Below are 19,678 nucleotides of genomic sequence, written 5' to 3'. Positions count from 1 at the left end.
CCCCCCCCCCCCCCCCCCCCCCCCCCCCCCCCCCCCCCCCCCCCCCCCCCCCCCCCCCCCCCCCCCCCCCCCCCCCCCCCCCCCCCCCCCCCCCCCCCCCCCCCCCCCCCCCCCCCCCCCCCCAAAACCCTTTTTTTTAGATGTGTATAAGAGACAGTAAATCCGGTAATTAATATTTTAATATCATTGCCGTTCAATTCTGTTTTGCTATCTGGTTCCTTGTTAATATCCAGTTGCAATGGTTGCGGTGGCGGTTGCATATCCATTTTTTTTTGTTGATCTATTTCACGGATTAAATTTCCGCCCGTTGTTGCAGCTAGTGTGCTTTCGGTTGTTAGGTATATGCTGAAGCTTGTTATGATGATTAAATTTGCTGTGGTTGCTATTTTTTTATGATCATTCTTTGCATTTGATGCTTTTTGCATGTTAAATCACGTCTTTTCTGGAAATTTGCAATGTTATTAATGTGTTTCGTTAGAATTAAGACTCTAATTAAACTGTATTATTTGCAAATAAGAAAAATCTGGTAGCGTGGTTGAATTTTCTCTATTAATTACTATGGTTGGTTTTTTGCGCTTTTTAATAAAATATCCAGTAGAATTTTATTCTGTTCGATTAAGGAGTGTTGAGGTGGTGCTGCGCCCATCTGGGTTGAGTCGATACTGTTTACAGGGTCAGATTTTTATAATCTTAAAGCTGTAGCGCATTTGGTGATTTTTGATGGAGTAATAAGTGGCTTTGTGTCTGTGGAGCATGAAAATTTATCCATGATGGATATTAGTCATGGCTGCCGCATTGCTGAGATGGGATCGTAGAGTATGAATGGCTGCAAATAGATAGCGTTGCCAGCTTTACAAAATGAATGCATGCACATTGCATGCATGCGTCCACAGCAATGGTTGTTGGGAGCAGTAGGGTGTGGTGAGGCTGGCGTTTCAATCTAATGAAAATGCACACACTGACAGATTGAGAGGGTAGGGTGAATCCGAATGGTTAAACCGAGTCATTTGATTGTTGCTTGTCGGTTTCAGAGTGGATTGACTGCATACTGCAGGATGCAGGATGCGAGTTGTTTTGGAGGGACAAGAAGGAAGAGCGATCGGCCACTAACCAAATAAAGTATTTGCTCAGGAGACGCCAAGCAGTAATTGTTTTGCTCGCGGTGCAAGTAGGGTGTTTGGCTATGTGGCCTTGGCCTTGTGAATAGGCTGGCAGGTCTGTATGCAGCTGTATCACATCGGTTTGGGTGGCGATCCCCAGGTGATATTCATGGGCCTGGATTCCGCCTTTGCCTGTTAGCCGTGCACATAAAAAAGCCAAGTTACAGCGGTAACTTGGCTTGTGTCATGGACGACCGTTTTTACTTAGTGATTAAAACGGTAACCGGAACCAGATATCAGCAATTTGTTCTTCATGCCGATGATTTATTTGGGGAAAATCGTCATGGGAAGACGGATGTGTAAAGATCACTTGTGTAAAGTACCTTGTCTTCGACTAGTTGTGGCCATCTAGTTGAGAGGTTCACTGCTGACGCTCGACGTAGCCTAGAGGCTGTTCATCGGCCGGAGCGGTCGTTTGGGAAAGTGACGGGTTGATTCACCGGGGCGATTCAAGGCTAGACGTTTGTCATGTAAAATTTCAATGAAAGATTGATCCTCATTCCTGTTTTTGGCGTAATGGGTGATCGAGGCCGAATTGATGTTTGAAGACCCAACTGCATGAGCGTCCCTGCACTACAGACTACGATGCGTACACTTCCACGCCAGGATCCGGACGAAGTTGGCTTGAACCAGCCGGGGTTCCTGTATCTGAACGAACACGTGCTCACGAAAGTGAAGCAGGCCTACGGCGACGCCGGCAAGGGCACGGTTGACGAACTCAAGTTTGGCCCACTGTTCGAACGCATTGCCGAACAGCTCTTCCCCTGGTGCTCCACGCTGACCACCAGGGCGCGTTATTACTTCTTTACTTATGCAATCCTGCAATTGGCGCTCGAACGCACCATCCCGCCGGACAAGCGGGATCCTCAGAGGGACCGGCGCGAATGTGAGGCGATGGCCTTCAAGCTGCGGGGGCCGTTTCGCGCTCATCTGCGCCGCTTCGAAAAATACCTGACACTGTCGCTACATTTGAGTGGCGATGTGGACGGCGCGTTTGGCAAGCGACGCGCTCGGCGTTGGATCGACGTCGAAGGCGGGCGCCATCCGGTGGGCGCCAAGACCTACGAGCGAGTTCTGTCGGAGGATACCCGCTTTGCGAATGTGATCTATCGCTCAGGGACTCGGGAATTCAACCTGTTTATTAGCGCAAGTGCCAACCGGGCGCTCATGACGGCGCAGCTATGCGGTAATCCGGTCTTCACGAGCAAATGGGTGGCGGCCGGAGCGAAATGCTTGGCTGAGTTTCGGACCCTCGTGGATTTCTGGGAGCGCCATGACGATACGGTCTCGAACCAGCCGAACGCCCGTCTGTCGCTAGCAGAGGTCGCCGAAGCGTTCCGATACTCGCCGGCAAAGGACGCGTTTGCTGGATTTGCGTTATCCACCGGGGAAGCGCAATTCCTGTATCAGCAGATTCAGGCCCGCACCCCCTACTGGAATGCGGTTGCGCTGGAGGAGCTTGGCGACCTGTATGCCGACAAACCGGTGACCCTGGCCGACTTGGCCGAGCGATTTATCGGCACCCCTGGCCACGACGATTTGGAGGCTGCACAGCATATTGACGTCGTGACCCGCTACTGGACTCATCAATATGCTCGCATTGTCGCAAAGCATGGCGCCTGCGTCGACTTAGATATGATCCCCCCCGCACTCGACGCGATTCGGCGTTCCCGGGACTGGCTCGATGCTGTCGCGGCGACCCACGACCGTTTCGGAGGCTGGAAGACGGTGTGGCCGTCTTACACGAACTTGGTCGGCGACTGGATTTCGATCACCGAAAGGGGCGACGCGGCAGCTCTAGCCAACGAGCTGATGGCGCGCGCAGAGGCGGTCGTACGGGAACGTGGCAAAGTGGCACCGCATAAACGCGGTGACGGCGACCAGGACGACGAATTGAAGCAGGAGCTCGATTTGATGGAAGGGGGCTTCCGCGCGGACAACGCGAACCGGCTGCTGGCGGACATCGCTCAAGGTGTATGCCATGGCCAACCTGCCTGAAGTTTGCCTGCTCGAATGCCTGATGCCGCCACCTGGCCACCAGTTTGTCGGCATGGTGGGCAGCACCTACAGCTTGGCTCCCTCCGTGCTGTTGGCGATGCTAGTTGCCGCTACGACCCCGCGCCGTGACGGTGAACCGTTCGCACTGGAAAGGTCGAAGGAAGAAATTCTGGAAGCTATTCGCACTGCGCCGAAACGCTGTCTAATCTTCTGCGATCACCATGCCACTCTGCAAGAGAATGGCGGGCTGTCGTCTCATGAAAAGCTGGCTTTACACAGTGTGGTGAAGAAGGAAGGCCGGGCGAATAACAATTGCGGCAGCCTCCACGGCAAGGTCGTCATTGCGCTCTTTCAGGATGACGATGGAAACCACCTCGCACGGTTGTACGTCGGCAGCAAGAACCTGACTGACACTCCATATGAAGAATTCGGCGTGGTTGTTGATCTGAAGGAAGTCAAGGCCAAGGATGCTGACCTCGTTTCTCTTTCAGTCGCGGATTACCTGCGTTACCTCCATGATTGGGAAGGTGCCCATGTGCAGGTGTCAACCAAGCTGAATCCGCTGCGCATGGTGCTCGACGTGCTGCAAAAACGCCGCTTTCGCTGCTCGCTACCTGGCGTGCAATTTCACTGGCAGGGTCGCCGGCTGCATCCAGACCGGCCTCCGTGTTGGGCGCCCTTGGCGCAGACGCTACGATCGTGGGTCAGGCCAGCCCCATCCGCGGTCTACATCCATAGCCCGTGGGCGCGAGCGACCGCAATCGATCACTTCGTTGAAGCCTGTGGCGACAAAACGCGCATTGTCCTGCGCTGCCTAGATGAACGCCAGCTCGCAATTCGCGATAATCCTCAAGTTCGGTTTGATTTCTACCATGGAAGCGGCGGCCAACTGGAACGCTACCAGTCACATGCCAAGCTGTATCTATTCCGCTGGAAAACCGATGCCTTGCTCGCTTTCGGGTCGGCGAACTGCACTGGGGACGGCTGGGGAATTGAGACTGCCTCCGGTCGCACGAACTCAGAAGTGCTGCTCACGCTGCCCTGTAAGTTCATGACATACCAGACACTGGCTAATCTGCAGGGAGAGGTGGTCGCGCCGAGGCTGGCACAACCGCGCGAGGTGGCGGCCGCAGACTACGCACGCGAGTATCTGGAAGCAATTCGGGTCGACGTTGTGTATGACACCGAAGCGGGCGCATTGTGCTATCGCTTCGACTGGCCCGCCGATCATCCGCACAGGAGTGAGCGGGTGATGGTTGTCCACGAACTAGTTGAAACTGCCAACGACAGCACATCCCTAGTGATTTGGGACAGTACCGGGGTCCCATCGGACGGGGTGGTCCATTGGCAGTACGATGCAGCACAGCTTTACCTGCTGTCGCCGCTAATACGTCTGATCGATCCCGACAGCAGCGTGCAGGTCCACCTTGTCGTTGATCTAGATATCCGATTTGTCGAGGGCCAGACGCAGTTGCGATGCATGCAGTATACGACAGAGGAATTCGTCGAGTCCCTTGCGCGCCTGATGGAGGTGTCAATCGACGGTGGGAACCAGCGCACGCCTGGCACACAGCAGGAGCCACATGACATCGTGGAGCGGTTCATCGCCGGCCTGCGTTTGGAGCGCTATCTGTATCGCATGGCCAGACTGAGGCATACCGTTCCGCAAGAGTACGCTGAGACGATCAACCGGGTAGACCGGTTGATTGCCCTTAAGGCAGACGATCCACGCATGGTAGAGACTATGTTCGGCGCCGCCATTCGCGCCATTCGCGATGCCCATGGAGTACTGAATGAAGTTAAAAGAGTTCCAGGACGACACCGTCGAAACGGTACTTGAAGGATTGCGCAATGGAGTCTTCGCGGTCGCCGATGAAACCGGTCTGGGCAAGACCGTTGTCTGCGGCGACGTCGCACGCAAGTTGATTGAGGCCGACTCCGGTAAAGGCCCGTTCATCATCTATTACGTGGCGCCGTCGCTCGAACTGCTGGACCAAAATCTGAACAGCTTTGTCGAACACCTGCGCGCTACGCTTGAACCCGCCCACGCCTATTCGATCCACCGAGTGGTATCACGCCTGACCCAGATTCCGCTGGTGCTAGCGCAGCGTCAACCCGGCCAGAAGCATATCTTCATCATTGGGTTAAGCCCGGACACTTCGTTTAAGATCAACGGCTGGGGACGAGAGGAGGAGCGTGCCTACCTGGCGGCGCTTTTCGGATACGGTCAAACGAGCGGCATCCGCCGCAGGGTGTGCGACTCCTTCTGGTGTCACAAGAAGGGGCTAGAACCCCGCTTTTCCAGCAAGATCGCTTCCTTTTCCAATCCTGAGAAGCTGGGTTATCTCTCCAATTGGACGGACCATCAGGATTACCAAGAATTGCTGAGCAAGATTCCGCCAGCTGGCCCGCGCACGCCAGCCGGTCTGAAGGCAGACCGCCAGCTGATGATCGAAGTACGCAGGAAAATTGCCGCGTTCACTGTGCAATCACGGGCGACGCTACCGCACCTAGTAATCTTCGATGAATGGCACAAGTATAAAAAGACATGCTTTGAACCGAAACGCCAGGCGAAGCCGCATGAGCGCCTGGTAGCTGACTTACTGGCCAAGGCACGGCAATCACAAAAGTCAAAGGTGTTGTTCGTGTCCGCCACGCCGTTTACCGTCGACTATGGCGACTTGCAGCGTGATGGTGGCACGCCGGTATCCAGCGACCTGCGCAGCATGATTCAGCTGTTCTGGGATGAGGAACAATTCGAGATCGAATACCAGCGGCTGCTAAAGAAGCAGCAGGCGTTCGTCCAGGCGATGGAGCAATTGCTAGCGCATACGGATGCCGCCAATCTGGAGTCGCTGAAACAGGAGGCTCGGCGTAGCCAAGGCGCGTACGAGGCGGAATTGCGCCGATACTGCGTCCGCACGGAGCGCCCGAAAAGTGCCTTGACTGATGATTCACCGTCGGACGCCGACGGCTGGGATCAGGTGTTTGTCTCCGGGTCAGCTAAAGCCTTCATAGACCGCTTCGGCGCAGCAAAGGGCGTGCGGTCGCCGATTGTGTCGATGTGGATGGACGGACATGACTTCATCGACGCGGGCTATGCCGGGCTGAAGGGGCTGCAGATACCCCCCATTCGCGAGACGCATTGGAAAATGGCACGCCTAGTGAGAATGCTGGAAGATTCGTTTGGTTTCCAGGACGGTTTGCATAGCCTCGCCCACCCGCCGCTATGGATCAACCCGGAGCAGCAGCGCCGCGGCTGCAAACACTTAATCTTTTCGGAATTCCACTTCGTCCCAGACGAAATCTGCGAGCGTTTGAAGATCCGCTCCAAGATCAAGGACACAAATCGCTTCAGCGGCAGCGTGTTAGGGGTATTCCCACTGGCAATGAAAAAAGGTAAACGAGTCGCGAATAGCGAAACCCTCAAGCGCAGTATCCACTTTCCAGTCTTTTTTCCCTTCCTCTTCTGGGAGCTGGAACCCGCCGAGCGTAAGCGCCGGTTGGCAGGTGGTGTCCGGGAGCGCATTCACCGAGCCATCGAAATAGCGACGTCTGCTGCCGAGGCAGTATTGCAGGTTGATGAAATCATCTTGGCCAGCGATCCGAATTATGTCGCCGCGCTCAGGCTGCGTCGGGAGTGTGTCGACACCTGCTCCCCTATCCCCACCACACCACAACTCCGAGGCTATCTGACTGCGATCGTTAATAGTAAACTGGATCGCTGGGCACCGGGTTGTGCCCTTGCCCGGCTAATCGGGGGGCAGCGCAAGCGCGCGAGTGGAACCAAGCTTGAGCAGTACGAATCCATGGCAATGGGAATGGCTGCAGCGGTGATGCGCTTGTTTGTGTCTCCGGAAGCTCAGGTCATGTCTCTTAAGAATCGCAAAATACCAAACGCACTATCGCGAGTGCTCCCGGGACGTGCGCCAAAACTACTGAAGTTTGCTCTGTGGTACAGCAAGCGATTTAAATTGGAAGCGACCTTGCAGGAGTTCGCAAATTTGCTGGCTGCTGGTGGCAAGGACGGGGGCGCCGTGCTTGCCGATATCCGCGCTGCCATGTCGCTCAAGCGTGGCAATGTTGGGACAAAGTTCTTTCGCTCCTTCCACGACCGAAAGGCCGACGACACCTCCATGGCCGAGGAGGGCGAAGAGGTCACGGAGAAGAGCCTGCGGACTGCCTTCAATTCTCCGTTCGCGCCTTACGTGTTGGCGTCCACCAGTGTTGGTCAGGAAGGCCTCGATTTCCATCGTTACTGCGATTCTGTGATCCATTGGACGCCGCCTGGCAGCCCCGCGGCACTACGCCAGCGCGAGGGCCGGGTGGATCGCTATCAGTCACTGCAGGTTCGCAGGGCACTGTGGCGCCTTGCTCAAAACGGAGAGCAACCGGATACGAATGGACATGGCGACATGTGTCCGGACTTCGTGGTCATGCACCGTGGGCAACGGGAAAACCAATCTCGCCGGACAGTACTTTACCTGCCTTTCACGGCACAAGCGGCCATTTGGCAGCTGTGCCTGCGTCGCATGCACTACGATGATTTGTTAATTGGTGCGCCGGATCCTCTAGCTGACGAGCGAGCACTGTTGAATGCACTCGACCGCCACACGCCAGAAGAGCGGGCACGGCGTTTTGCATTCCTTAAGGAGTTTTCAATCTCGCTGCGTCCGCGCTTCGAGAAGTTTTAATGCGGGTGTGTCAAATTTTGCTATCCGTATCGAAACGGCTCGACAGCTAGCGCAGCGGGCAGACAGTCTCCTCTGATCGTTTGTGTGGGCAGTCCACGGTGTTGGATCAGACAGGTAATGAAGTGGCATCCTCACAGCGTGCGCGGTGCCAAGTGAGGTATGTCATGTGTGCGTCGGTCAACCAGCGTAGCGTCATGTCTGACGCCAATCCCAGACAGGCCAAGTCAGTATGCCCAATTCGAGACGACACCAAGATGCGCCGGTTATTGTCAAAGCTGATCAGGAACCGGTCGAACAGTGCATCAAGGTTCGCCACCAGCAAGAAGCCGTTGAACACGTCTAGCCGTTCAGCATCGCTGTCACATTCCGACCAGGGCTTGGCATGGCTGGCGCGCAGTACCTCGGGCAATGCCAGCCCTGTCACCGCACACGCACCTCCCCAATAGTCGAGCATGGCTTCGCGGAACTTTTGCTGGCCGACACGTTGACGCACCAACCTCTCGACCTCTGTGCCCCCAAGGCCTGCAGGCAATTGTGCCAAATGGGCGACCACCGATGCCTGGTAGTCTTGGGCTGCTTGGCTGGGCAAAGCGCGCGTCAGATCTGCCGCTCGGCGAAGCAAAGTCGCCAGACCGGCTTCGGATACGGCAGCAAAGCTGCCCGCTTGGCAGTGATGCGGGAAAGTTCGGCACATCTCAGGTAAGAGCGAGGGTTCTTCAGCCAGTAAGTGCAACACATAGCCGCCAGTGGGCGATGCCACCACTTTCGCACTTGTGGCATGCCGAGCAGAGGCTAGCACCACGCCAGCGGGATCACTGGCCAGCACGTGTTCAAAGCCATGGTCATGGCCGACCTTTTCAATCAGGGCACGCTGAAGTGGATTCATCGTTGGGCGCCTTTGGAGAAATCCATCCGGTTCCATTCGATGGTGCGCCTGCGCCAATGGGTCTCAATGGCCTGCGTAAAGTCCGCCCGAACGAGCTTGGCCCTGGACTCACACCACTGCGCAGATTCCCGACGAATGATCACGCCCTCCAATGGGCCATGGCGATAGCGGCTGGAGCTGGTGGTCACGAGCTTTTGCAGCGAGGCGATGGTGTGCCGCCCATGTGCGACCTGAGGCACCGTGGCCAATCCCACCGATGCGGCCAGAGCATTGCGGCGCGTACTGCACCAGAAGCGGCCTTCCTGCCGGTCATAAACATCAAATAGCAAAAACCAATCGGGTAGCGCGACATAGTCCAGCGAATGACGGGCAGCGCACCACTCGCCAAACAGCATGAGACCGGGCGTCAAAACACTGCGAAGCGTATCGCCGTGCTGGGCCAGCCACGCTGGTAACCGAGCAAACTGTCCGGCATGGGGTTCGGTCAGATATTGACCACGGTTTTGAGCGCGCAAGCTGCTATCGGGCAACAGAGAAAAGCCCAGGTTAGCACCATCCAGCTTTTCTTCCACCGCCACATCTCCTACCAGAAAGGCTTGCACCTCGGCAGGTGAAAGCACCTTGTCATTACGCGGAGTGTCCTGACCCAGCCAGGTCAGATGCGGGGTGTGCGGGAAGCGAAAGAAGTCCTCAGTCATGCTTGGCCCACTTTGGCTTGATACCAATCCGGCGGAAGTAACGGATGAAAACAAATCCCGATGGCTTCCAACTGGGCTTTGGCAAGATGCCAGTCTGTTTCAGCGCCATACACGATAGGTGGCGACTCATCAAACAGGATCAGCGCTGCTAATGCACATGCGACCCACTTTCGGTCCTCCCGGTCTGTGACGAGGAGCTCGTGACCATGGTCTAGCACAGCAATGTGTTCGCCATTGCCCTCAACAGAGTCAATCGGAACGAGATCAGTCTGCATTCGATCAATCTTGCTTTGCAGCACCCGCATACCGTATTCCTGCTCACGCCAGTTGTGGGGCATGTTGCGCTCATACTCTGCCAGCACCAAGCCGACATCATCTAACACGATACGGTTGTCCGAGAGCTCGAACTCCACAAGCCATTTGTATACCAGTTCGCGCAGATCAATTTCCCGCGGCATGGCTCGGGCTGCAACGTTAGACAGTTCAGAGATGGCGCTGGCAGCCAGCATCACGTTGGTATCAACTAGGAACATTGCCATCTTGGGCCCTTAGCTCTCTGGCTCGCTTGATTGCCAACGCGGTTTGCTCCCTCGTCTCGCCCAACGCATCGCCAAAGAAACCTTCGGGCCAGTTCCTAACTCGCCCCAAGTCATCGACTTCTAGTGACTTAATGCGGGCATCGCGCCCTTCTCGCTCCACAAAGTACATGGCGGTAAAAGACAATGGCAAACTCTGTTTGGCCACTAGCGTCTGCATACGGCGAAATATATGTTCTGAGTGCGTCTCAACTACAAACTGAACGCCTCGCATCTGACTGGCATATGAGAAAAGATTCGCCAATTCACTTTGCGCCAGCGGATGGAGATGCGTTTCTGGCTCTTCAATGATAAGAATATGCCCGCGGCGAGCAAACAACGTTGCCACAATTACGGGAAGAACCTGCGAAACGCCAACGCCAACATCCTTGAGATTGGATACGCTATCGCCGTTGAGCACCAAAAGCTCATATCGGTCAGATTTTCCGAGGCGTTTTACCTTTAGCCCTGTAGCAAGTTTCATCTGCCGTAGCCAAAAAATAGTTGCATTCCACAAGTTGTCAGGATTGGTAGAATGCCGCCCATTCAATTCACCACTAACAACGGCGCTGGTGATCAATGCCTCTATGGCTAGTGCTCCGTCATCCTTAATTTCAGTAGGCATGCGTCCGTAGCAAAAGTAATCACGCTGTGCTGATCTGCGGATGGGACCTAAATATATGATCTTCTGAAGCTCATGCTCTAACGTATTGCATATATTCTTGAGTCGAATTCCTTCTCCACCTAGCTGATCAACAGCTTGCGGAGGGAGAAAAAAAGATCGATCTGGCCTAAAGAACCTATTTGCTCCGCGCGACTTTCTTTCAGTGGCTATCTGCAGCTTATACATAAAGCTCCGAACGCGAGAGACTGTGAATCCTTCTCCATCGGGGCCTAGACGGAGATATTCGATTTCAGCTGCTTCAGCGAAGCCAGAACGATAGCGTGCAGTAAATACGGAGGACGGCTTTCCCCATTCTGGACTCCAACTAAATTCAATCCCAATTTTCTTGGAAGACATGACTTCATTAGAGGCACCATGTCTGCATAATACATCTTGGAACTGCCCTAAAACCACAGAGTCATTATTCTCCTGCCTGCCAAAATATAAGTCGACAACCAAATCAGTACAGCGAGCCGTCTGCCTAATCAAGAGCAAACTCTGAATTAGACTTGATTTGCCTGAGGAGTTTGTCCCAAGAAGTAGCGTAATCGGTGCAAGACGAATTGGCCCCGTACTACGCCAAATTTTGAAATTTTCTAGTTTGAGATGTGTCAGCATTTCTACAACCTTGATTACATGTAGTAACCATATCGAATTTGAGGTCGATCATGTTCATCCAGATACTTCATGATTTCCCCGACCTTTCTGGCGCAACTGAGCGTGATTGGGTACTTCCCATCCAGCTGAGTGTTGTTCCAGTTCATTTTTGTCAGCCCGAGGATTTCCCTGGCCAGAAAGGCTGGGCTCTGCTCAGAACGGACGACTCGCAACTCAAGTGGCTGAGGGATGTACATTCCTGGATAGGTCTTGTAGTACCAGATTGAGCCACGGGTATAGAGCAACTGCCGCTGATCGTCGAGGACCAGAGATGTACCTCGATAAGGAGGATATGCGCCAACTCTAAAGAGGCGAAGTCGAGAGTCCATAACCGTGACGAAATCAACCGTATCGATGCGCAAGTCCGATGCTGCACCCATAAGGCCTGAAATCTCCGGGTCAGAGAAATTTGATGTTTTGTGAACGACCACTCTGCCAGGGTAGGTTCGCATCGCATTGCGATACTCATCAAGCGCAGCCTTGAACAAGGTATACGCTTGTTCCTCCGATAGCTTTGGAACCCGGTCTCCCTTGTCTAGATGAACGGGCGTGCCTCGCAAAATTAGCCCATTTCCTAACTCGTCAAAAACCTGAGCCAGGCTGGTGTTGAGAGTCTTCTTGTCTCTGCTTCGGTAAAACGCAATACCCAAAGCACAAGAAAGCGTGTTGCTCTCAGATTTTTCAAGGCGCCAGGGGTTGGTCGCGCCTGCCTTGTAATACAGCGCGGTCGCGAGATTCCAAGCCTTGGTTGCGTCATCCTGCTGACTCTTTGCACCGGATACCAATGAGTCTGCACGCACCAATTGAAGCGGCTTGCCCAAGTGCATGGCTTTCGCCTTCAGGGCTCGCCGGAAATTCAGTTCCGATTGGACCTCAATGCTCTCTTCCAGTTTTTCATCACCCTCCATCGCCGAATCTTTGCTGACTGCATCGTAGATGGCCTTGGAAAGCACGCAAACGATCACATCGACAGGTCTGTTCTGCGCGAGGAACTTGATCTCCTCATAGTAGAGGTCGAGAGCGGCTTCAATGCGTTGCGTTCGATTCTTGATTTTTGTTATTTTCTCGATATCCAACTGCCTCAACGGGCGCCCCAAGTCTTGGTTGAACACAAGCTCGGCATGGAATCCCACGTGCTCGTTGAATCCACAGAAGTCTGGAAAGAGGTTGCCTTTATGCTCGTCTACGTCAGCCGATATGGGGGACCTCATTCGCTCGATCAGGCTCGAAAATTCTTCAAGGTCTTTGCTGATGCCGATGGCGCCAATAAGAATCCGGGTTCTTCGTGTGACTGAAACTTTGTCGTACACACCAAAGGCCGAAATCCCTCGTCTTGGGCAGACATGTGAGCCCTCAAAGAACTCAAGCCTTGGCTCGTTGACATGCACCAGTTTCATAAGCTGAACATCCTTCTCGGTTGCACGGAATCCTCTTCGTTGATTGTCGGCAAAGGTCGCCAGCCTGACTCTTCCAATGAGGGAGCCCCATTCAACGTGAGGGGGGAGCCAAACGAAAGGAACGAATCTGATGCCCCTCCCTCCGAGAAAAGATCTTCGTCGTCGATTTTGCACAGCCAGGCAGCTATGAATCGAAAATGATTCATCACCTGCTGATTGTTCTCCTGGCGCTTGATCCAGCTAAGGTGGTCGTGACTGTATCCGGATTGCTTGAAGTCCATACCATAACTAAAAAACCAGCTGGGCGTTATTGCCATGAACCAGTGATCATCCAAACGCAGAAAGTCTGCGGCGAAAGAGAGATGTTTTTGTAGAAATACCTTGGAAGGGTCCTTCTTGTTGAATTGCCTTGAAAAGACATTGCGCTTAGCTTTTTTTTCTCCTTGCCACACCACCTCCCGTTGGTTGAGGCCGTCCTCCAAAGGTAGGAAGACGAATTCACCAATTTCGTTTTCCCACCGCACACGTTCTTTGAATAATCGATGTTGCAGAGAAAATCGCAGCAAGGACTTGAAGACACGATCGTGATCGTCGTCAATCGTGCAGTAATCAGCAGTGCTGTGCTCTTCCGCCGTGCCTGGCTCAATTAAGTGCTTGTAGGGATTGTCCCGCTCGGTCAGATCGAAAAACGTCACAAGGTTGCCGCTGTGGATTACGTAGGCAGATGGAACCGCGAGCTCGTTCTCATAGTTGAACTCGCGGATGGTGGTCCGCCACAAGCCGGGCCTTCTTTTTCCATGCCTTTCCACCAAATCCTCACTCAACCGCGCAATGTAGAGTGAACTGGGGAAATAGAGCTCTACGAGGTTGCCGGTAAGTGATTCCGATGGGGTTAGGGGGGGATCAATGTCGTCGTCGGCCAAGCCAACTGGCACCCCGCGCAAGTAGGCTTTCAAATGGTTGAGTGCTGCTTGCAGCTTGTGTGGCTCGGCATCGGCCGCCAAGGTGCACAGCTCCTTATAGTCCCAAATATGTTCGCTGGCGGAAAACTTGTGCTTGCCGTTGCACACTGCATCAACGGCCGCTTGCGAGTAGCTGCCTTGCTTGGCCGTGAGCACATAGACGATCAGTTGGTCGTAGCGCTGGTGAAGGTCATGTCTGAGAAATTGCTCCAGCGTGTATTTGACCTTGCCGATGTCTGCGGAGGCTGTCACCTGCACGGCCACTCGGTGTGTATCGTCTGCCAGATCAATTCCGGGAAAGTTTACTTGCTCGCGGTTTAGATTCCGCAAGTCAGACCAATCACACAGCTCGCGCAAAAGGCCGCACATGAGGTTCTCGGACACCTTGTGTGCATCAAATTGCCCCATCGCGCTGGCGGCTTCGATTTCATGCCGGAGTTGCGCGATTAATTCCCGGAATTCGTTCTGCAGATCGAGGATCTTCATCTGAGTCCCCCGTGTTCTAACTTATCCCATGCCTCCAGAACCAAACGCTGGGTTCGGTACTCGCCGAAGTCTCGCTCTTCACGATCCTTCAGGACGCGGAAAGTCTCTGAAGGGTAGTCCTCGCCCATGACGTTGGCGGGGTCGAGGATGTAGCGCAGTTCGTCACGGGTCAGCCCGTACAGGCGAGCATAGTAGGCGTCGAGTTCGGCCCGCAGGATGGCACGACGGTCGGGGTCGAAGGCAAAGGGATCGCCTTCGTATCCCAGATCCCTGGCCCAGTAAGCCAAGTCATGCGCGGTGTAGGTCAACTCCAGTACACGCGGGACGATAAAGGCAAGGTCCGCCTCGCTGTAGCGATCAGGGGGTAGCACCGGAAACTGCTTGACATAGCCGAAAGTCATGTTTGTGCCGCCCAGCTTCTGGCGCACGACAAAGTCATAGATCAGTGCGGACATGTTTGCTAAAAATGCAGCTTTGAGTCGATTGTTCGATTCTACATGCCACAGGGGCATAGAGTGCCCAACGCCGTAAGGTGGCATGACGCTTGCGATGTAAGACCGCTCGTCGGTCGACCGGGCGATGTTTCTCCACCCCATAAACCACTTTGCACTTGCCGCCTCCAGCCATTGTTCAGCCAGTGCCTCGACGGCATCGGCATCAGCGAGTGGTGCGGATGGGCGTGGCAGGTGTTGATATTTGGTGGCGTATTCAAGCACTGCTTTGACTGCGTCAGAGTCAATCATGTACCAAGCAGTTGCATTTCGACTGCCAGGTTGATAGTGCGCGACTTGGTGTTCGCCCTCGGCGGGTAGATAGTTTTCGCTGAACGGTTCCAGGCAGGCAGGGTTTGCTCCCACCAGTCCCAACGAAGTCGGAGCGATACTCTTGGCATATGGATGCACTTGAACAAACCCTTGCCAGGCTGGGTAGATGCCCGCCGAAGGCGCGGAAAGAGCCCTCTCAGCCAACCACCAGCCAAAAAGCAACTGGGTTGCACATAGTACAATGGACGGCTGGTTATGAGCTTTCAGTGCTTTGAAGAGTCCATCCGGTAACTGCGCTGTACGCAGCCATACCTCTCGGGCGCTCACCCAATAGCGGGGCGTGACCAGCATGGATGGATTCTGTTTTTCAGCCAGTGTCACGTCTCGGCTATTACCATCAGATGTATAGGTTGCCCAGCGGTGGTCAAACTGGTGGATGAGCTTGGCCTCGTATAGGGGTACACGATCTGGCGCAGGCTCATAGGCGAACAAATGACTGTCATTTGACATGTGGAACATGGTCGAGAACGTGACGCCCCAAGGATTGACTGTGGGCTCCACCACACGCGTGTTCTTACCCTCGCCCGTGGTCACAGCGTCCTTCATCAGAACCGGCGCTGAGCGGTAGAGCTTCTTGGTCAGCTCGGCATCTTGCGCACTGCGGAAAACTGGGCAGGTTAGAGTGTTGGGGTTGATAAGCCGGAAATCGTCGGGGCTGAGCGTGAAGCGACGCCTCGGGTCAGACAGTTGGTCCACTTGGCTAGCAAAGCACACGAACTCAGCTTGTTCCGCCGCTCCCAGCGTCAACAGGCAGAACTTGTAGCTGCGGTGCACAGAGGGGAAGACAGCATCGCGGTTCTCAATGTCGTATAGGCTGACCAGGTGGCCTTGCTGTGTGATGTGACCGAAGAATGCCTTGGTGCTGTCGTCGGTGGCGATGCCGGTAGGCACGATGAAACCCGCGCGTCCCGTGCTGGCATTGATCTGCAGAATGGTTTCTGCAAACAGCGCGTAGGTGTTCACGTCGCCCACGCCAGTGAGCGGGTATCGTCCGCCATCTTCACCGTCCACATGGGCAAACAGGCTCGCCGCCTCCGCCGTGCGGCGAGCAGTGATGAACTCGGTGTACAGGCGCTTCTCGGCTTCGTCTTCGTGGTTGGCGTGGGCAATGTCGGGGTAGAGATGCCGAGCGAGCATGCCTTCGCTGAGCCACTGGATGCGCTGCGCTCGCTCTGCCTTGTTGCGGGCCTCAGCCACATCGCGGTGGCGCGTGCCGAAAAACTCTTCTTCCTGCAGCTTAATGCGTTCCCATGGCGGATTGCCCAGCACGCAGTCGAAACCACCTTGGGCAAACACCTGAGGGAAGGCCAACGGCCAATGGAACACTCTGGCGTGCTGGCAAGCGGCTTGAGCAGCGGCCAGCGCTGCCTGTTGGTCAGCTTGCAAGGTAGACCTCTGCAGGGTGAGCACCAAGGTGGTGGTCGTCGGAATAGCCTTGGCGTTGTCTTCCGTCTTGGGCAGCAGGTAAGCCCCAAGCAGGGTATCTGCGGCTACAGCCAGGTAGCTTGTACGCGCGGCTTGCAGGTATCGGCCGTAGGCCTGAGCCTTGGCTTCAATCTCTGCAGTGCTGTTTTCGGGCAGTGCCTCGATGGTTCTCAACTGAGCTAGGCCGTGGTTTTCTTCCAGCTGCAAACGGGCTTGCTGGCTCTTGCGCTCGGCCGCCAGCTGTTTGAGTGCGATGGTGTTGATCTTAGCAAGTTGCTTGCACACCTCTTTATCGTCGCCGCTAAGGGGCTTGAAGGCATCTTTGGCGATGCCGAATTCCAGCGCCTTGAGGTCAGTCAGCCCCAGCAGCGCATCACCCACTTGTAAGTGGTGATCGAGGAAGCTCAGTGGGCGACCTTCTTCAAAACCTTCCAGCCACAATGCGGTGCGGGCCAATTCAATGGCCATGGGGTTGCGGTCTACCCCAAAGATGCAACGAGCCACCACCTCGCGCAGGGCATGGCGATAGTCTTGCGGGCGCACTGCACCCTCTTGCCCGCTTTCGATACTGCGCAGTTGAGCCAGTTTCTCAGCCAGGCGACGCGCGGCGGCCAGCAGGAAGTGACCGCTGCCGCAGGCGGGGTCCATCACGCGGATGGACAGCAAGGCTTCGGTGGGGTTGTCGGGTCGCGCTTGCAAACGTTGCTCAATGACGGGGTCCAGCGCGCTTTTGATCAGCTCTTGCACCAGGCTATCGGGCGTGTAGTAGCTGCCCGAAGTCTTGCGGGCATTGCCGGCGGTGCTGCCTTCTTCGGTGATGCCAACAAAGCCAAATCGGCGAGCCGGCAGGTCGATGGTGGGAACCAGTTCCAGCAGGCTTTCGTACACGCTGCCCAGCTCTTCCGGCCCCATGTTGCGGTAGTCCACCGGGGTGAGGCTGCTGGACTTGCCTTGGGTGGTCACGGCCCAGCGCAGGTGCTGCAGCGCAGCTAGTAGGTGGGTGTTGTGCAAGTTGGCAGCGTCCAGATCGGGGCACTGGTCGACTGAGAACAGTCCTCCCAGGGCGGGCAAGGCCAGACGAGTCTGGCCGTGTGCCAGACCGCGCCAGACGATGCGGATGGCCTGCCAATAATCGTCATGCCGGTTGCGGGCGCGGCGCTTGAGGCAAAGCTCGCGCAGCCGGCTCAGGGCATAGCCTTCTGCATAGTCCTTGCGTGCGGCCAGTGCTTCGGCGCTGTCATCCAGCGGATGCAACACGCCACGCTCTTCTACAGTGAACACAAAGATCAACCGGTAGATCAGGCGCAGCAACTGCTGGAAATAGGCATCTTTGCTCAAGCTGCCATCGTTGAGCGAGGCGCGCAACGCTTCGTTGGTCGGGTGCTGCAAGAAACCTTCGCCAAAGGTGAGCAGGGCTTGCTCCACCCCGTTGCGTAGCCCATCGCGCACACGGGTGCCCTCCGCTTTGCCCGCTTCGCGCCAGTACTCCCACACGCAGGCAGTGCCACCAGCTTGCGGTGCGCGGCTGGCGTGCAGCAAGCGCCACACGTTGGCGAACTCTGCATAGCGCTGACCACCCAGCAGGTCCGCGAGGTCAAACTCCAGGTAGGTGGGGCGGGTGAGCGAGGCCGCATCGCGCAACAAGCGCAGTTGTTTGCCGTTGCTGACCATGCCCCAGGTGTGCTCTGGGCTAGCGTTCAGCAGCTCTTGCATGGCCTGGAAGGCAGACTTCTTGCGATTGCCACCGCCAGCGACGGCGAAGCGTGCATCCGGGTCGTCCAGCCCAAGGCCGTGGGGCGCGACCAGAACGGCCAGTTGACCGGCCATCAAGCTGACGGGGTAAGCCATGGCGCCTACTTGCACCGATGTGGCTGACAGCATAGGGGTATAGCCAAGTGCGTCGCGCAGCAGTTCGCTCACGAAGCCGATGGTGAGCCGGTGGGTATCCACGTCGGCACGTTCCATCTGGTCGGCAAAGTGTTGCCACTGGGCACTGGCGATCTGGAAGGCGCGGCTGTACTCGTCCTTGAGCTTGACGCCCTTGGGCACGCCGTAGTCCACCTCGGTCTGGTTGAAAGCGCGGCCTTGGGCCGCCTTCTCCAACTGGTCAGGCAGGAACAAGCTGCCTTCCAGCTGGATCGTGGGCAGGTTCAGTGCAGCCTGTCTTTTGCTGTTGCGGGTGCGTTTCATGTTGTTCTCGGCTCAGGCTTACAGCGAATCGGGCAGCAGCACGTACACGCCCATCACATCCACTGGCAGGCAGGGTTTGACGTTGTATTGGCCCACGTCGCGGGCGGCTTCTCGCACCCGCTTGTGGTCGGCCAGCAAGGTGTCGGCCCGCTGCTGGGCCAAGGCCTGCAGCTGCAGTGGATGAGCGGCCAGGAATTCGATGGCCTGGCGCACCTCACGCTGTACCGCTTCAGCGGGCAGGTTGCCGCTGGGCGTGCATTCAATCAATCGGGCGGCGTGCTCATCTGCCAACCACTCGGGGTTGGCACGGCCACTCACGGCTAGGGCCACGGTTTCTTCGGCCATCATCTGGAATGGCTCGCGTCTGCGCACATAGCTCAGCTGGTGGCGAACGCGAAGCAGGTACAGCGTAGTGGCCACATCCACATCGTTGGTCAGCGTGGCTGCGCAGCGGGCGGCCACAGGCTGGATGCTGCCCAGGGCATCTTCCAATAAGTGCTGGGCCAATACACCCACCAGCGGGTGGCTGCGGTGCAGCTCGTCGAAGTCAATTAGTTGGGCTGCTTCCAACCCCTCATCGGCCAGGCGCAGACGCAAGGCTTCGGGCAGATGCTGTGGCGTGAAGCGCGCCTGATTGGCACGGCGTGCGCCCTCAAGCGGAGACCCCAGGCGCACGCAAGCACTTTGCAAGAAGCGCTTCACATCCGCTTGAGTGCCCAAAGCTTGCTGCTGCTTGTGCCATTCCGGCAGCACCTCGTCTGGGCGGATACGGCGCTGCGCGAACACGGTACGGTTGGCTTTGGCTTTCTCCAGCGCGTCTTGCCATTGGGCTTGCAGGGGAGCCAGCAAGCGCTCGGGCTCACCGAAGTCAAAGGACTCTTGCAGCATGATGGCCGGTGCGCGGTGCTCACGTCGCATCAGCGCAGCCTTGACCAGTGCCTGGTTGATGCGGGCATCGTCTTCGGGCAGGGGCACCATCACCCCCAGCTCCTTCTGGATGGCTTCGCCCTTGCGCAAGATGACTTTCAGCACAAAGCCGTCAATCGGATTGTCTTGCCCATA

The 19,678-nt window shown here is 56.0% G+C and carries 11 protein-coding genes; 3 read left to right on the top strand and 8 right to left on the bottom strand.

Annotated elements, in window-relative coordinates; all coding sequences use genetic code 11:
• The first annotated feature begins 1,784 nt into the window (after window positions 1–1,784).
• The 3 genes from JHD62_RS18080 to JHD62_RS18070 are packed head-to-tail and all read left to right on the top strand — an operon-like array spanning window position 1,785 to window position 7,852.
• Window positions 1,785–3,158 (top strand): hypothetical protein, encoded by a 1,374-nt coding sequence (locus JHD62_RS18080; protein WP_199104068.1) that lies wholly within the window; start codon window positions 1,785–1,787, stop codon window positions 3,156–3,158.
• Window positions 3,142–4,998 (top strand): hypothetical protein, encoded by a 1,857-nt coding sequence (locus JHD62_RS18075; protein ID WP_199104067.1) that lies wholly within the window; start codon window positions 3,142–3,144, stop codon window positions 4,996–4,998. The genes JHD62_RS18080 and JHD62_RS18075 overlap by 17 nt, the downstream gene beginning before the upstream one ends.
• Window positions 4,952–7,852, top strand: coding sequence for a helicase-related protein (locus tag JHD62_RS18070; protein ID WP_199104066.1), 2,901 nt, complete (start codon window positions 4,952–4,954; stop codon window positions 7,850–7,852). The genes JHD62_RS18075 and JHD62_RS18070 overlap by 47 nt, the downstream gene beginning before the upstream one ends.
• A gap of 106 nt (window positions 7,853–7,958) precedes the next feature.
• Here the strand turns inward: JHD62_RS18070 and JHD62_RS18065 are convergent, their stop codons facing one another.
• From JHD62_RS18065 to JHD62_RS18030, 8 genes are all read right to left on the bottom strand, one after another.
• Window positions 7,959–8,738, bottom strand: coding sequence for an HNH endonuclease (locus JHD62_RS18065; RefSeq protein WP_199104065.1), 780 nt, complete (start codon window positions 8,736–8,738; stop codon window positions 7,959–7,961).
• On the bottom strand, window positions 8,735–9,436 hold the full coding sequence (locus JHD62_RS18060) for an RNA ligase family protein (protein WP_199104064.1): 702 nt from the start codon (window positions 9,434–9,436) through the stop codon (window positions 8,735–8,737). Before JHD62_RS18060 ends, JHD62_RS18065 begins: the two co-directional genes overlap by 4 nt.
• A complete protein-coding gene (locus JHD62_RS18055; RefSeq protein ID WP_199104063.1) occupies window positions 9,433–9,975 on the bottom strand; it encodes a hypothetical protein in 543 nt (180 codons plus the stop codon). Before JHD62_RS18055 ends, JHD62_RS18060 begins: the two co-directional genes overlap by 4 nt.
• Window positions 9,956–11,293, bottom strand: coding sequence for a DUF3696 domain-containing protein (locus tag JHD62_RS18050; protein ID WP_199104062.1), 1,338 nt, complete (start codon window positions 11,291–11,293; stop codon window positions 9,956–9,958). Before JHD62_RS18050 ends, JHD62_RS18055 begins: the two co-directional genes overlap by 20 nt.
• Window positions 11,294–11,307: 14 nt before the next feature.
• Window positions 11,308–12,729: a hypothetical protein gene (locus tag JHD62_RS18045; RefSeq protein ID WP_199104061.1), complete on the bottom strand. Its 1,422-nt coding sequence runs from the start codon at window positions 12,727–12,729 to the stop codon at window positions 11,308–11,310.
• Complete coding sequence (locus JHD62_RS18040) at window positions 12,726–14,177, bottom strand: SMEK domain-containing protein (protein WP_199104060.1); 1,452 nt, start codon at window positions 14,175–14,177, stop codon at window positions 12,726–12,728. Before JHD62_RS18040 ends, JHD62_RS18045 begins: the two co-directional genes overlap by 4 nt.
• Window positions 14,174–18,616, bottom strand: coding sequence for an N-6 DNA methylase (locus tag JHD62_RS18035; RefSeq protein WP_199104059.1), 4,443 nt, complete (start codon window positions 18,614–18,616; stop codon window positions 14,174–14,176). The genes JHD62_RS18040 and JHD62_RS18035 overlap by 4 nt, the downstream gene beginning before the upstream one ends.
• Window positions 18,617–18,634: 18 nt before the next feature.
• Window positions 18,635–19,678 (bottom strand): hypothetical protein (locus JHD62_RS18030; protein ID WP_199104058.1); only part of this gene is annotated, 1,044 nt, incomplete at its 5' end.

This window comes from Aquitalea sp. ASV11 (assembly GCF_016429185.1).
Lineage (GTDB): Bacteria > Pseudomonadota > Gammaproteobacteria > Burkholderiales > Chromobacteriaceae > Aquitalea > Aquitalea pelogenes.
This window is presented reverse-complemented; position numbering and strand designations above follow the sequence as displayed.